Annotated in this window: 14 protein-coding genes; 13 read left to right on the forward strand and 1 reads right to left on the reverse strand. The window is 57.9% G+C overall.

All coding sequences use genetic code 11. The features are described from left to right. Nucleotides 1-3: 3 nt before the first annotated feature. Genes AC6I6U_RS01890 through AC6I6U_RS01915 form a run of 6 tightly spaced genes read left to right on the forward strand, consistent with a single transcriptional unit; the run spans nucleotide 4 to nucleotide 5,161 of the window. Nucleotides 4-1,590: a phage tail protein gene (locus tag AC6I6U_RS01890; RefSeq protein ID WP_497880395.1), complete on the forward strand. Its 1,587-nt coding sequence runs from the start codon at nucleotides 4-6 to the stop codon at nucleotides 1,588-1,590. A gap of 9 nt (nucleotides 1,591-1,599) precedes the next feature. Continuing rightward, a complete protein-coding gene (locus AC6I6U_RS01895; protein ID WP_497880396.1) occupies nucleotides 1,600-2,064 on the forward strand; it encodes a hypothetical protein in 465 nt (154 codons plus the stop codon). 19 nt (nucleotides 2,065-2,083) lie between these two features. Continuing rightward, the gene (locus AC6I6U_RS01900; RefSeq protein WP_497882966.1) at nucleotides 2,084-2,983 is read left to right on the forward strand and encodes a hypothetical protein; all 900 of its coding nucleotides are present in this window, start codon (nucleotides 2,084-2,086) and stop codon (nucleotides 2,981-2,983) included. Then, complete coding sequence (locus AC6I6U_RS01905; protein WP_497880397.1) at nucleotides 2,980-3,516, forward strand: baseplate complex protein; 537 nt, start codon at nucleotides 2,980-2,982, stop codon at nucleotides 3,514-3,516. The genes AC6I6U_RS01900 and AC6I6U_RS01905 overlap by 4 nt, the downstream gene beginning before the upstream one ends. Further along, entirely contained in the window at nucleotides 3,513-4,217 is a 705-nt protein-coding gene (locus tag AC6I6U_RS01910) for a hypothetical protein (RefSeq protein ID WP_497880398.1), read from the forward strand. The genes AC6I6U_RS01905 and AC6I6U_RS01910 overlap by 4 nt, the downstream gene beginning before the upstream one ends. Continuing rightward, a complete protein-coding gene (locus AC6I6U_RS01915; RefSeq protein WP_497880399.1) occupies nucleotides 4,190-5,161 on the forward strand; it encodes a hypothetical protein in 972 nt (323 codons plus the stop codon). Before AC6I6U_RS01910 ends, AC6I6U_RS01915 begins: the two co-directional genes overlap by 28 nt. A gap of 1,088 nt (nucleotides 5,162-6,249) precedes the next feature. Here AC6I6U_RS01915 and AC6I6U_RS01920 read toward each other — a convergent pair. Continuing rightward, complete coding sequence (locus tag AC6I6U_RS01920; RefSeq protein ID WP_497880400.1) at nucleotides 6,250-6,483, reverse strand: hypothetical protein; 234 nt, start codon at nucleotides 6,481-6,483, stop codon at nucleotides 6,250-6,252. 673 nt (nucleotides 6,484-7,156) lie between these two features. Between AC6I6U_RS01920 and AC6I6U_RS01925 the strand changes: the two genes are divergently transcribed. The 7 genes from AC6I6U_RS01925 (at nucleotide 7,157) to AC6I6U_RS01955 (ending at nucleotide 13,553) form a co-directional block, all read left to right on the forward strand. Further along, nucleotides 7,157-8,491, forward strand: coding sequence for a tyrosine-type recombinase/integrase (locus tag AC6I6U_RS01925; RefSeq protein WP_304628922.1), 1,335 nt, complete (start codon nucleotides 7,157-7,159; stop codon nucleotides 8,489-8,491). 1 nt (nucleotide 8,492) lies between these two features. Beyond that, nucleotides 8,493-8,822 carry a hypothetical protein gene (locus tag AC6I6U_RS01930; protein ID WP_038445259.1) on the forward strand — a complete coding sequence of 110 codons (330 nt, stop codon included), beginning with the start codon at nucleotides 8,493-8,495 and terminating at the stop codon, nucleotides 8,820-8,822. 896 nt (nucleotides 8,823-9,718) lie between these two features. Further along, nucleotides 9,719-10,696 (forward strand): integrase domain-containing protein, encoded by a 978-nt coding sequence (locus AC6I6U_RS01935; protein WP_497880401.1) that lies wholly within the window; start codon nucleotides 9,719-9,721, stop codon nucleotides 10,694-10,696. After that, nucleotides 10,693-10,968 carry a hypothetical protein gene (locus tag AC6I6U_RS01940; protein WP_304628923.1) on the forward strand — a complete coding sequence of 92 codons (276 nt, stop codon included), beginning with the start codon at nucleotides 10,693-10,695 and terminating at the stop codon, nucleotides 10,966-10,968. Before AC6I6U_RS01935 ends, AC6I6U_RS01940 begins: the two co-directional genes overlap by 4 nt. Before the next feature lie 192 nt (nucleotides 10,969-11,160). Next, nucleotides 11,161-11,994: a TIGR04255 family protein gene (locus AC6I6U_RS01945; RefSeq protein WP_014336078.1), complete on the forward strand. Its 834-nt coding sequence runs from the start codon at nucleotides 11,161-11,163 to the stop codon at nucleotides 11,992-11,994. 3 nt (nucleotides 11,995-11,997) lie between these two features. Beyond that, on the forward strand, nucleotides 11,998-12,678 hold the full coding sequence (locus AC6I6U_RS01950; RefSeq protein WP_038445253.1) for a hypothetical protein: 681 nt from the start codon (nucleotides 11,998-12,000) through the stop codon (nucleotides 12,676-12,678). A gap of 11 nt (nucleotides 12,679-12,689) precedes the next feature. Next, nucleotides 12,690-13,553 carry a hypothetical protein gene (locus AC6I6U_RS01955; RefSeq protein ID WP_014336076.1) on the forward strand — a complete coding sequence of 288 codons (864 nt, stop codon included), beginning with the start codon at nucleotides 12,690-12,692 and terminating at the stop codon, nucleotides 13,551-13,553. Nucleotides 13,554-13,860: the final 307 nt, after the last annotated feature.

Genomic DNA, 13,860 nt, shown 5'->3' on the forward strand with positions numbered 1-13,860 from the left:
ACGATGGGAGCCAGTATCACCGTCGCAGGCGAAAGCCTGATTGCCCAGAAACAAGCCGCCCAGCAGAACCTGGTCATTCAGCGGTTCATCTTCGCCAATGTTCCCGGGCTGGATCCTACCGCCCCGGTGGACCGCACCGCCGCCAAACCAGCAGCGGCCCAGATCGTCTACAGCGCGGATATCCCGGCGGCCGGGTATGTGAACCCAAACCAGGTCGTGTACAGCCTGCAGGTAGGCTCGGATGTCGGTGACTGGGATTTCAACTGGATCGGCCTGGAGTCGGCCGAGGGTGTGCTGTTTGCCGTGGCCTACGTGCCCCTGCAGCAAAAGCGTCGAAACATCCCACCGCTGCAGATCGGCAACAATCTGACCCGGAACTTCCTGGTCGTGTTCGACGGAGCCCAGGTGCTGACCGGGTTGACGATCGATGCACACACCTGGCAACACGACTTCACCGTGCGCTTGGCCGGCATCGATGAGCGTGCACGCAAAGCGAACCGCGACCTATACGGCCGCCGGCTCTGCCTGAACTCTGGCCTGCTGATGGAAAAGGTCGGGAGCGCTTACCAGCTCAAGCCCGGGATCGCGTACGTGGAAGGGCTCCGCGTGGAGCTGTCTGCAGCCATGCCCGTAGCTGCACCGCCGAGTTTTCCGACCTATGCCTGGCTGGATGTCAGCCTGCAGCGACAATTGAATGATGTGGTCACGACCCTGCAGGTCGTTTACGGCAATCCGCCCCGAGCGGACTACGTCGACGCTAATGGCATTACGCACTACAGCGTGATTGTGGCGCAGTTGGTAGACGCCAATACGCTGGTTGACTCACGCGTTGTTTTCGAGGCCAGCAGCCCGCTGCTGACCGCCTTCGCGCTCAAGAATGGCACTTACCCGGATCTACGTGCCCAGGCGACTACCAAGGAAGATGTGAAGCTGGGCAACATCCCAAACGCAATCAGTGACGACCAGGACACGAACAGCAGCACCATTCTAGCCACCACCAAAGCCGTCAAGGCCGCGTCGGTCCTGATCTGGACCGGTATCGCGAACATCATTTCCGGCGCCACGGTGGTCGGTAAGGCGGCGAAGTGGGCCGTCGCTCGCAAGATCACCCTCGGTGGTGCCATGACCGGCTCGGTCGACCTAGACGGTTCTGGTGACGTCACGCTGACTGCGACGGCAACCCAAGCCACCGAGGCAGTCGCTGGCGGCGCGAAGGTGGCCACACAGTCACAGACGAACGCCGGCACCGATGACACGGCATACATCACGCCAAAAAAGCTGCGCTTTGGATTCGCAATCAGTCTGGCCACCAACGGCTACATGGCCCTACCCAGTTGGATGGGCGGCTTGATTATCCAGTGGGGCTACTACCAGGGGTCTCTGGACGACCTAACAGCCTTGGTGACATTCCCGATCGCCTTTCCTTCCAGCAACTTGAACGTCTCGGCCACGGGCGACGGTGCGAAGTCCGTGAACGGTGACTATGTGACCGCTGGCGCCCAGAAGGTCAACAACATTCAGTTTCGATTGAACGGTTACGCCACCAACATGCCGTCACTGGGCTACCACTGGTTCGCCCTGGGCTATTGAGGAGAAACGATGAAGTTCAGCCAATCAACCGGCGGTTTCTACGATCCGACCGTCCATAGCTCGATCCCTGCGGACGCGGTGCAGATCACTCGCAGCGAGTACCTGGTACTGCTTGATGGCCTTTCTAAAGGGCTGACGATCAGCATCAGCGCACAGGGCGCGCCGGAGCTGCAGGAAACACCCCAGGCCACTCTGCAGAAACTAATTGCCCAGTACACCAGTGCGGTCCAGAACCTGCTGGACAGCACTGCCATCCAGTGGGGCTATGACAACATCAACAATGCGGTGACCTACGCAGAAGAACCGGCGGTACCGAAGTTTCAGGCCGAAGGCCAGGCCTTCCGGGCTTGGCGCTCGGCGTGCTGGAACTCGTTCTATACGCAGTTGGACGTAGTGACCGCTGGTGCCCGTCAACTCCCGCCCCTTGACCAGCTCCTGTCCGAGCTACCGACCTTGGAGCTGTCCCGTGACTGATACCTGGGCCCCGGTAGTAATGCGCTGGCCGACCGAGTCCACGGCCTGGATGGCCGACTTGGCCAACGCCCAGGGCCTCGCCAGGGGCGAGCTGGAGAGCACAGCCCAGCGCCTGGCCGGACTCGATGGTCTGGCCAGCACGAACCCCGGGCCGGTGGGCAATGCTGCAGCCGCGGCTGTCGCATCAGGTCGTTCAGCACTGGCCGGCCAACTCGGCGAAGCGCCTGCATGCTTGGCTGTTACGCCGTTCCAGAGCGGTGTCGGCCAGGGCCAGGGCAATCAGCGTTACCTGTCTGCCCCAAATCTGCTGCAGCAGCTCGCCGCCAAACTCATCGACAAGACCGATGCCGGCGTGCCGGCCGGGCCACAGTACGCGGTGTCACTGATGTTTCTGGGCACCACATACGCTCAGCTCGCTGACACGCTTTCGCGCTTCAATGCCTTGTTGCCGATTCCTGACCTGGTGCGAACTGAGCGGCGAGCGCGCAACCTGTCGACGCTGGAGGCTGAAAAGTGGGAGATCCCCACCGCTGGGCCACTGCCGCGCTGGGCAGAGCTGCCCCTGGAGCGCTGCACCTTGTTGAAGGTGGCCAAGCAGTCCATGGCCGGCCAGCTCGCAGCGCTGGAGAGTTACGCCGACAGCTCGCCCATGGGCGACCTCGCGGCGCTGGCTGGGCGCAAGGCTGCCCAGGCCCAGGCCCGCGACCAGCAGTTGAATGACCTGAAGGCCCTGCTGACCGGCGGGGATATCGATCACAGCATGCGGGCTCGGGTGATTGGCCCGGGCGACAGCGGCGAGCTGAGCCGCCAACTCCTGGACGGTGATGCACCAGGTCATGAGTACGTGCTGTCCGCCGGCGTGCTCCTGGTTGGATCGCTCCAGGGCTTGAGCTTTGTGCGGGAGCTGGTCGGCCTATGACTCTGTTACTCGATGGCCAGGAGATCCGTGGCAACCGCATGAAGGTCACCGCAAGCCTGCGCATTGAAAGCGAGGATCTGTCGGGACAGACCAGCAACACGGACACCGCTCACAAGGGCTTCAAGCCCAAGACGTTGGCGGTTTCGATGATGATCGCATTCAAGGACCAGGACCAGCTCCGGGCCTTGATGCGCCTTGCCGAGGCGACCGGCGCCGGCGGGAAGCTCAAGCTGTATCGCATCGTCAACGACAGCGCGGCCGCGTTCGGCATCCGTGAAGTGCAGTTTTCGGATGGGGTCAACGCTCGGGAAGACGACAACCTGGCGGCCTGGCTGGTGCAGTTCACCCTGTCCGAACGGCTCTCCAACCCGGAGAAGGCCGAGCAGCGCAAGGGAACCAGCGACGTCAACGCCCAGTCCGCATCAGGCCAGGGCGTCGGTGGCAAGGACGGCGAGGCCGGCCAGGAGCTGACTGGCTTCGAAAAGGTCCTGAAAAAGGTGGATGACTACCTGGCACCTGGTGCGCAGTCATGAAGCTGAACAAGGTCCTGACGATCGGCGGCACCGTGTACCCGTTGATCACAGATGACGTGCGGCTTGATCTCAAGAGCCCCGGCCGGGCGACATTCACGGTGCAGGCCGGCGCGCCGGCCAAGGGCCTGGTCACGTTCGATATCGGCTACAACGACAGCACGTTGCAGCGCCATTTCCTCGGCTACGTCGAGCGCTCGACGGCGGTGAACAGTGTTCAGCAGGTCCTGGTCTGCCGCGAGCTTGCATCAGTCCTGGCCCAGCCGCTGCCGCTCAACCTGCGCCACGTCGATCTGCAGGGCGTGCTCGAGGAGATTAGCACGCAGACCGGCCTGCGCTTCCGGGTTCCGGACAAGCCCTATGCCAAGGTCAAGGCGCCGTACTTCTACGGCCTGGCCTCGGGGTATCTGGCCATGGACAGCCTGGCGAGCGTGTTCAGCATCCCTGACCCGATCTGGCAGCAGCAGGGTGACGGAGAGGTGTTCGTCGGCAGTTGGGCCGACAGCTTCTTCGGTACACGCCCTGCGCTGCAGTTGCCGGTCGAGCTGTTCGACGGCTACCAGGGCAATCACAGCGCAGTGATTGCAGCTCTCCCCGGGCTGCGTCCTGGTGCAACCTTCAACCAAGGCGAGCGGATCACCAGTGTGGCCCTGGCCGGTAATCAGATGGCCATCAAATGGACGACGCAATCCGTCGCAGCGTAGAGCGACAATTTCCCGAATTGACCGGTGGCTACCACCTGCCGCGCTTTGGCCGTGTGGTCGCGGTACCGGATGCGCCGGCAGCACCAGGTCTGTGTGATGACTTCCGGCCGCGCTTCGGCGTTGACGTCGAGGTGCTGCTGCCGGACGGCGAGCCGGATCCGGCGCTGCCGATCCTAACCGGCCTACCGCTGCCGGCGCCGATGGGCGGCCAGGAAGCGGGAATGTTCGGCTTTCCCGAGGAGGGCACCACGGTGGTGGTCAGCTTCGCCTACGGCCTGCCTCACAAGCCCTTTATCACGCAGATCCTGCCGCACGGCCTGAGCCTGCCCCGGGTACCCAAGGGCGACCAGGTGTGGCAGCACAGCGAGGCCTGCCAGCAGCGCGTCGACGCGGACGGCAACTGGCTGCGCCAGACCGATGGAAAGATCGAGGACAAGGCGATCGAGCGGAAGGTTGAGGCCCTGGAGAACACCGAGCAGTTCCAGAGCTGCACCAGGACGATCGACGACCACTCCACCGAGAGCGTCGGCGGCATCAAGAAGATCGAGGCGCTGGGCGCCATGAAGCTGCTGTCGGGTGGATCTGCGAGCCTGGCAGCGATCGACGATCTGCACCAGGCCACCGGCCGGGACCTGAACCTGGTCGTCGGCCAGAAGCACAACGCGACGATCGGCGGCGACATGCAGGAGCAGATCCAGGGCACGCGCAAGAGCGTTGCCGCGATCAGTCAGAGCCTGCAGTCGCCCAGGACCTGGCTCGGGTCGGAAGGGGTCAACGTGCTGCAGGTGCTGTGCGATCTGCTCGACCTGGTGGAGCAGATGAACACGCAGCTGGCCAGCCACACCCACGGACCAACGCCACCACCGGGGAATGCCGTTGTCTTCACAGAGAAGGCTGCTGAATCGAAACAACTGAGCCTTAAACTTAAATCCGTTACGCTCTGAACTTATAGCGCGTATCGCGCTATTCAACTTAGCGCGCATCGCGCTATTCAACTGATAGTGGAAAAGTCTCGGTTCACGAATCATAACCTCAAGAGAAGGGGGCGGCCGTATTCCACTATTAGTTGAACTTTCTGTCCAACGAGCGAGTGGGGATTGATACCGTGATACCACTCGTCTGAAAGATGTCGCCGGCGACAGTGGCGGTTGGCGGAAGAAGTGATTAGCGGCTGATTGTCATTTTGATAAGCATCACGGTATTCCCCCCCCTTGAATAGGGGGTCCTCGTGTCAGAATGATAATTTCGGCTCTCAGAAAAAAGGAGGACCCACGCAGTGGTGGGTCCTCCAGCAGCAAGGGCATGGGTTGCACGATGCCCGCTCTGCGGTCATATTGTGCTGGCACTGAGCCAATCCCCATAGCCTTCCTACCTCCACGTTGAAGCCTATGGTCAAGTAACTTGCTCGTCAACCGTACCAGTCGTCATCAAAGCCGTTCGCCAGCGCATTTCCCTGACTGTTGGGGCTATGTTCGGTCTAATCGTTCGATTCTTTGTTGCGTGGAAAGTTTGGCGGGAATGTTCTTAGGACTTGGCTCAGTCCAATCATGAACTGACCGATGAGGTATCAACGATGTATATACAGAACCTGAGCATTCGCCGTTTCCACGAGGAGCTTATCCGGCTCCTGCAGACAGCATACTGGCTGACTAAGTTATACCGACTGTTTCCAGTGAGTTAGTGCTACAAAGATGGGGGCTTCGGCCCCCTTCTTCTTTTTTCGCTATACGATCCGACACCACCAGGACTGTGCATAAGCACATCCGTCGATGAACTCGATACCGCTCAGGACGAACCCGTGGGTGGCCATCCTGGTTAGCGTTGCGTCAACGAGCTGCGGTAGCAGGTCTGGCTCCATGGGCATACCGGTCCGCAAGCTGGCGACGTTTGAACTGCGGCCCATCCTCTTGTCTTCCTCACAGCGTACATTCACATCGCCTTTCAACGGCCTCAGTGCTCGGCGTTCCTTCTCACCCAGGGCCATGCCCTTGCGGCGCATAGGAGTAACCAGCATGTGCATGGTGAACCCCTCCTACTCCACACTTGGTTGATCAAGCAGCGCTTCAATTGCGTATGCCAGGGCTCCATCTGCCTGCTCCAGGAGATCACTTAGGCCGTCGCGATCGACAAGCTGTGCCCGGTGGAGCGCATGGGCGCCACTGACCAATGCCTTGTGGTGAGCACCAGGACAAGCCAACAGTGCGTCCTGATCCAGTAGTAGCTCCAGCCAGGCCGGGAGCGAGTCCACCGCGCAAGTGACTTTCATTGCGTGCTCCTGGTTCATCGAGGGGACCTACCCATCAGAAATTAACTGTATGAGCATACAGTATATCGGGATTGGCCCTCGTACCCACTGCGAGACGATGAAATGCGCTGATCTGACCTGGCAGCCTGCGGCGGCGGCCAAAAAACGCCGGCGGGGAAAAAAATCGGCCGGAAAAATCACTTATCCCCCTCCCGCCGACGCACCTTGCGTGAATTTTTTTTGCAAACCTGGCTGATAGGTCAATCACCGCCCAGGGCAGGCCCGGCCTGGGCCATGAGCAGGGGCCAGCGATTGCACGGAGTGAAAAGGATTGAAGACCTGTGCAGACAATGACGGGTTGAAGTGTCCACAAAGTGTCCACGTTGCAGACGGATACCTGGCCCAAATATCCTTAAATAACTATTAAAATCAGAGGTTAGCGGGATTTTACCAATGTCCATTGACCTACTGAGTGGACTTGTAATCAGTAGGTCCCGGGTTCGATTCCTGGTGCCGGCACCATACAAGGTTCCAGAGAAGGCTTTCAAAATCTCTAGAACCCCCGAAAAACCCGCCTTCTGGCGGGTTTTTTCGTTTTGGCGTTCCATCGGTTTCCGTCAGAAACTGGTGGATTCCAACCGTTTTAAGGGTAGAGTTTGGGATACAGGTCACTTCGATAAAAGGGAGTACCCTTATGTCGCGCACCACTGCTCCACTCTCTGATTCGGCTTGCCGCTCAGCCAAGCCCACCGACCGCGCCTACAAGCTTTTCGACGGCGACGGCCTCTACCTCCTAGTCCAACCCAATGGCCGCAAAGGCTGGCGGCTCCGTTACGTCAAACCTGACGGACGGGAAGGACTGACCTCGTTCGGCAACTACCCCGTCATTGGCCTCGCCGATGCGCGCCGCAAGCGCTTGGAGATCAAGCGAATGCTGGCGGATGGCATTGATCCCATAGAGACCAAGCACCAAGCCAAGGCGGAAGCCGTGATCAAAGGCAGAACCTTTGAAAGCGTTGCGCTGGACTGGCACACAGAAATGTCGGCCAAGTGGGCACCAGGCCATTCCAAGACAGTGATGAGCCGCCTAAAAACCCACGTATTCCCGCTGATCGGCGCACGCGCCATTGTTGATCTCGACACCCATGACCTTATGCAGCCCTTGGAAGCGATCAAGAAGCGCGGAACGATAGACGTTGCTTTAAGGGTACAAAACTACCTGCAGAGCATCATGCGCGAGGCAAAGCGACTCCGGCTTATCACCGCAAACCCTGCTTACGACCTCGAAGGCTTGATCAAAGCCCCGCGGGTGGTACATCGCCCCGCTCTACCCTTATCGCGACTGCCGGAACTGCAAGAGCGGATCGACACCTATAAAGGCCGGGCACTTACCCGTCTGACGGTGATGCTGTCGCTCCATGTGTTTGTACGGTCCAGCGAGCTGCGCTTCGCCCGATGGAGCGAGTTCGACCTTAAGCGCGGCGTCTGGGAAATCCCGGACACTCGACCCGCGTTGGAGGGAGTAGCCTTTTCCACAAGGGGTACGAAGATGGCAGGGGATATCCATTTAGTACCCTTATCGCCGCAAGCAGTGGCCTTGCTTGAACAGATCCACGCACTCACCGGTAAATTCGACCTGGTGTTTGCAGGCGATGCCAAGCCCTGGAAACCCATGTCTGAAAACACCGTGAACAACGCGCTACGGACGATGGGATACGACACCAAAACCGATATCTGCGGACATGGGTTTCGTTCGATGGCCTGCAGCGCACTGATCGAGTCAGGATTGTGGTCCGAGACAGCCATTGAACGGCAGATGAGCCACAAGGAACGCAACAATGTCCGCGCCGCTTACATCCACAAGGCCGAATTCATTGAGGAACGCAGGCTGATCATGAACTGGTGGAGTCGGTACCTGGAGGCCAACCGACAGGAGCATGTCACTCCACACGAATTCGCCAACCAGATTGGAGATAACGTTACTCGCATAAAGGCGAAGCCTGGCATTGGCGCAGAGAGGAGGAGTTGATATGGATATCTCAACCGCACAAAGCATCAAGCTCGCCATTGTGTCGGCAACCGGACTGTCAAAAGACGCGCTGCATATCTATTTGGGCATGGCGGTCTATTTGACGTTGATCGTTGGCACCCGACGATTCAGGCCATACCTTGGCTGGCTGGTTGTTTTCATCATTGCGTGTGCAGGCGAGTGGGTAGATCGGCGAGACGATATTGGAAGCTTCGGGTACTGGCGCTGGCAGGCAAGCGCTCACGACGTTCTCAACACGTTATTTTGGCCGACGGTGCTAACACTACTTTGGCTTTTAAAGTGCCGCAGTAAAGTAAGCGTACATCCGTAAGGCTCTCGCAATCTGCTCTGCCACGCGGGTCCATCCAAACAGGGCTGCAAAGCCGCCCTGTTTGGATGGACCTCACTTAAAAAATCTAAAGCCCACGCAACTGTCTGTGGAAAACCACGGATTTCCACCGGTGGATAATTTCATCCACAGCCGCAGAACTCCCGAAAATTGGGGCCTTGACCCAAATTATCCACAGGCGTAGAAAAGATCGAGCAAAGCGCTGTCGTCGACAGCAACCCAGGTAGCCAGAACCTTCAAGGCTACGCCACACGGTGGTGGTTCTCCCAAAGTGCGATTAGCGTCCGGTGGCTCGCACAGTCACAGCGATGTGATGGATGCCTACTTCTATCAGAGTGCCCACTGCGGCAACTCACCCCTTTCATAGCTGCCCTGCAGCAACCTATCCGCTTGGCCATTTCCTTGCGCCAACCTGCGCCCGTCTCTTTCTCCCGGAAAGAGACGGGCGCTCCTACCGCTGCTGCAGCCCAACTCGTACAAGGCTTTGCGGCATTCCCCCTCGTGACAATCGGCGTGACAAACACCGAAGTCACCAGCAACAGCGATGCAGATGATGGTGTCGCAGCCCAGGGAATGGACTGAACCTGACTGACAGTCAGGCATGCCCCGGTCATCACATCACTGCCTTCACTCGACTCAGGATCTCGCGGCGTTGGTTTCGTCAGCCAGCACAGCCTCCACCCGCCCACTTCTTCGGAAGTGTTCAGGAGGCCAGATCATGAGATGCCCACGCTCCCGGTCGTAAGGAGCCGCCAGTCCCGCGTTAATGGACAACCCTCACAGGTCGCAGGGGCCTTGATCCCTGATAACACTCAACATTCTTGGCGGGATGACGTGGGGAAAGTTTTAAAAGTTTTGGCTTCGAGAGGAGTTTGATCATGGCGCTGGTGGGCAGACGAGATGGGCGCAATTTTGGCTATGGCCGGCAACTGAGCTATGCCGGGCCGCAAGCGCTGAGAGACATGTTCGGTGGCGGGCACTACGGGACCGTTAAAGCGCACTGTGATCGTTGGCAGGCATTCGTGCGCTGGTGCCGCTCAGACGATGGACCAGGACTCAACGATGCACGACAGGTAGATCGTCAGATCTTGGCGGATTACGTGGCGCATCTGCGTCACTTGGTCGATCGCGGCGACCTCTCCATCGCCACCGCACAAAATCGATTGTCCAGCGTCAACCGAACCATGGCGGCGCTTCGCGGTGATCAGTACGTGAAAGTGCCGAGTCCGAGCAAAGCGCTGGGAATGCAGCGCACCACCATCCGCACGACAGCTCCACAAGGCCAGGATCGCGAACACCTGATGCGAATCGTCGAGACGCTCAGCGAACAGCACTCTCGTGCCGCGGCCATCGCTCAGTTAGCGCGGGCCACCGGAATGCGCCTGCGCGAGGCCATTTTGGCCGACTTACCGCGCTTAAAACGTGAGTCCGAACACTACGGCAAGATCAACATCCAGGATGGCACCAAAGGGGGGCGCTCAGGTGCCTCGGCACCTCGCTGGATCAGAGTGGATGATCATATTCACGAAGCTTTGAGATTCGCCGAACAGGTCTCACCCCGCGGCAGCCACAACCTGCTTGCGCCGAATGAAAGATACCTCGATTTCCAACGGGAAATCGTCCGTCCCGCGCGGGACTTTCTCCATAAGCACAACCTCAAAGGCTTTCACGAGCTACGGGCGGCGTTTGCTTGTGAGCGCTATGAGCAAATTACCCAGCACCAAGCGCCGGTTAATGGTGGTCAGTGCTATGCCGTGGATCGGCGTCTTGACTGTGAGGCTCGCATGCAGATCAGCAAAGAACTGGGGCACAGTCGGATCGACGTTGCCGCTGCCTATATTGGAGGACGGACATGAGTAAGGCGTTTGATATGGAGATGTTCCTAGGTGGCGTGCTGACTGGATCGCATGCAACGCAGCAGCGGCATTTGCGGCAAGCCAGGATTATTAGCGCCGAGATCGCAGCGCGATGGCGGCGAGAGACGCCATGGAGCTGGCAGAGAAAACACCTAATTTGGTTTATGGACCATCGGCTAGCTGGGCGTAGTGAAGCGACTCGTTACTATTACCTGCTTACCGTCCGACTGCTCGCTCAGCGCCGACAGACGTCATGGACTTTCAATCTCTAAGTGGCACCTGATACCGATAGCAATCAACCCAAAAGCAACTGACCTTGACTAGTGGCTTTTTGCGTAGGCATCAGTCAGCTCCCCTTGATGAGCGCTGATGTCGAGCTCTAGACACAGCGGACACTCATCCGCTTGCTAGAGTGTAAACCTAGCTGTAAACTGTCAATCAAAGTGTCAAGCTGAGTAATCGAAATGGGAAAGAAATACGCAAACGCCCCAGTCTACTTCACCATCGGCCAGGTGCGTCACAACACACTGCTGTCACTGAAGGCTTACCTTCCGGCTATTCAGGAGCGGATGCGCAAGGCTGGTTACCCTGATTTCAAAAGCGCTCAGCAGATGCAATTCTCTTTTGGTGCTATTACAGGCGGGGATGACACGCAGCCTTTCCAGCCGGGCGTACAGCAGATCGAAAGCTATACGTTCTCCAACCTCGAAGGTACTCAAGGCTTTCTGATGGAGCCGAGTGCGCTTTCGTTTCGCTGCACTGAATACGAGACCTTTCCGAAGTTCTATGCTGAATTGGAACGGGGTTTGAGCATTCTGGAGGAAGCGGTCGACGGTCTCGCTTATTTTGAGCGCTTAGGCCTGAGGTACCTCGATGCTGTAGTACCTGCTGAAGGGGAAACCTTACAGCAGTACCTTGCTCGAGAGGTGTGGGGAACACCAGCCTCGCTCGATCTCAACCAGATGTACCAGTTCGAAGGGCAACCACTGACTTACAATCATTCTTTTGCCGAGTCGTCGGCCACCATCCCAAGCATAGGGCAGGTGGTCTCGCGGGTGGTTGCCCAGAACAGCGAACTGCGCTTTCCACCAGACCTGCTGCCAGATCCGCTCAAAGTTGGCGAGCGCTTCAGAGGACTCAATGGTCAGCACGCAACCGTTGACGTCGACGCCAGTTTTTCCGAGCGCCGAAAGTACGACTCGACCGAAATCAAAGATAGGTTTCAACACCTTCACGACCTCGTTGAGCTGTTCTTCAACGCGACTGTGACGGACTACGCACGGAAAGCATGGAGTTAACCTATGAGCACAATGTACGCGCCATCTCCAAACCCGGGAATGGCAAACCGATCATTTAATGCAGCAAGCCGGCATCTCGAATCCGAACGAGAGAAGGTCAAGCGCACGGCAGGCAGCGCAGCACTGGCTTGGGGCTACGGCCTGACTGTTGCCTTTGCACTATGCCTTGGAACCTTGTCACCACAACCCCAACCTCGCGAGAACCGGGCTAGCAAGGAATACAAAGAATCGGCTCAAGGCATCGCCAAGCATGAGCAAACAACTGCCCCACGGACAACCGCAGAAGCTATGTCTTACGTACGCAACACCTTGAAACCAGCGGTGACCGAATTGGCATTGATCTTCGGAGTTTCGAGGCAGGCGATTTATAACTGGCAAGCCGGTGAGCACATCTCAGAGGGCAACCAAGCCCTGCTCTACGAACTGGCCGCAGCGGCCGATCGTATCGTGGCCCATCCGCTAGCAGGACAAGTGAACGCCAAGCGGAAGCTCCCAGGCGGCAAATCTCTATTTGAAGCTGTTGCCGGAGGCATGTCGGGTGTAGAGGCAGCTGGGAAACTCATCGCTATGGCTCAAAAGGAAGGCGCACAACGTGCAGCAATGGACTCGAGACTGAAAACTCGAAATCGGGCCGCCGTAGATCTCGCGTCGATCGGCTCACCCCATTTGCAAGACAGAGCATGAGGTAGCAGTTGATGGTGAGCTGGAGTCGATCAACACCGTGGCGACAAGGTTATATTGTCGATAGCGAAACACTCGCCCAGCTCGGCATCACCATCGACGGCGATGACCAGGAAAAAATCATCGCAGCCGTCGCCACGCATGATTGCGACCTTGCGCAGCTAGCATACGGCGAACCGGAGGTGGAGCTCATTTTAGGGAAGGTCCTGACGGACAAACTTGATGGGAACTATACGCACTGCAAAACCGCGAGGCGCCTACATATCGAACTGACTGGCACGGACGAGCACTTACTTTGCGAATTCGATGCAAGCAAGCGGGTTAGGGTTCAGAAGGAGCATAAGGATCCGTCCAAGGCATTTGTGTCCTACGAGCCGACTCGGGCTGCCTTGATGAACGGCCAGGAACGAAGCATCTTCCAGCGCTGGCTAGCAGCAAGATATCGCCGATCATCGTTCCCGGACGAGTTTGACCGCAGGCTGCGAGATACAAAGGTTGCCGATCGACTTGCCAGGCTTTTTAAAGAGTCCGGGAACCACATTCCAGCAGTGTTCTTTGACGTTGATCAGGGGACGGAGAGAACCCGAGAAGGATCGGACGATCTTTACGAGCTCGCGATCTTGGTTCTCTACAAAACCGACGAAGATCCTGAGACTGCGGAAGAAGCAGCCTTGGCTGCAGCAAAGGCCATCGACGAACTTTTTCTGAGCCGCTGCAGAACAGGCGCGAATCAGGCTTGGGAATGGATCGAGCTGACAGAAATCAACGTGATATCCGATGAGGCGCTGACCTATGGTCAGTCGCTAAACCTGATCAGATGGCAGGCTGACTATGTGAGCTTGCGAAGCGACCCAGCGCAGCCAATTTTTGACGTCTGAGTGAAAAAATCTCAACTTCTGAGCCAACGGCCTGAAAACGAAGGGAAAATTAGAGGAGAAGGGTTGACGGCAAGATGATATGACAGGATAATTATAATTGCCGATAGCTTTTTTATCGACAAAAAAGCCCACCAATGTTTGCAGCATTGGCAGGCGATTTGAACCGTGCAATGGATGTTTTTGCAGAACTCCAAAGCACAATTAGAAAACAAACCCGGAGGTCAGGTTTCCATACTCGGGAAGAGATTCTACGTACATATCGATCTCTTTACAACACCTGCTTGACTAGCGGCATTTGCAGTGTCGC

Source organism: Pseudomonas sp. UTLPPB19802 (assembly GCF_059730225.1).

What these genes read in the sequence shown, in the direction of transcription:
- AC6I6U_RS01940 (WP_304628923.1), top strand. Translation starts at nt 10,693, where the DNA reads ATGAGTAAGGCGTTTGATATGGAGATGTTCCTAGGTGGCGTGCTGACT.
- AC6I6U_RS01910 (WP_497880398.1), top strand. Translation starts at nt 3,513, where the DNA reads ATGAAGCTGAACAAGGTCCTGACGATCGGCGGCACCGTGTACCCGTTG.
- AC6I6U_RS01945 (WP_014336078.1), top strand. Translation starts at nt 11,161, where the DNA reads ATGGGAAAGAAATACGCAAACGCCCCAGTCTACTTCACCATCGGCCAG.
- AC6I6U_RS01915 (WP_497880399.1), top strand. Translation starts at nt 4,190, where the DNA reads ATGGACGACGCAATCCGTCGCAGCGTAGAGCGACAATTTCCCGAATTG.
- AC6I6U_RS01950 (WP_038445253.1), top strand. Translation starts at nt 11,998, where the DNA reads ATGAGCACAATGTACGCGCCATCTCCAAACCCGGGAATGGCAAACCGA.
- AC6I6U_RS01930 (WP_038445259.1), top strand. Translation starts at nt 8,493, where the DNA reads ATGGATATCTCAACCGCACAAAGCATCAAGCTCGCCATTGTGTCGGCA.
- AC6I6U_RS01890 (WP_497880395.1), top strand. Translation starts at nt 4, where the DNA reads ATGGGAGCCAGTATCACCGTCGCAGGCGAAAGCCTGATTGCCCAGAAA.
- AC6I6U_RS01955 (WP_014336076.1), top strand. Translation starts at nt 12,690, where the DNA reads ATGGTGAGCTGGAGTCGATCAACACCGTGGCGACAAGGTTATATTGTC.
- AC6I6U_RS01905 (WP_497880397.1), top strand. Translation starts at nt 2,980, where the DNA reads ATGACTCTGTTACTCGATGGCCAGGAGATCCGTGGCAACCGCATGAAG.
- AC6I6U_RS01925 (WP_304628922.1), top strand. Translation starts at nt 7,157, where the DNA reads ATGTCGCGCACCACTGCTCCACTCTCTGATTCGGCTTGCCGCTCAGCC.
- AC6I6U_RS01920 (WP_497880400.1), bottom strand. Translation starts at nt 6,483, where the DNA reads ATGAAAGTCACTTGCGCGGTGGACTCGCTCCCGGCCTGGCTGGAGCTA.
- AC6I6U_RS01935 (WP_497880401.1), top strand. Translation starts at nt 9,719, where the DNA reads ATGGCGCTGGTGGGCAGACGAGATGGGCGCAATTTTGGCTATGGCCGG.
- AC6I6U_RS01900 (WP_497882966.1), top strand. Translation starts at nt 2,084, where the DNA reads ATGCGCTGGCCGACCGAGTCCACGGCCTGGATGGCCGACTTGGCCAAC.
- AC6I6U_RS01895 (WP_497880396.1), top strand. Translation starts at nt 1,600, where the DNA reads ATGAAGTTCAGCCAATCAACCGGCGGTTTCTACGATCCGACCGTCCAT.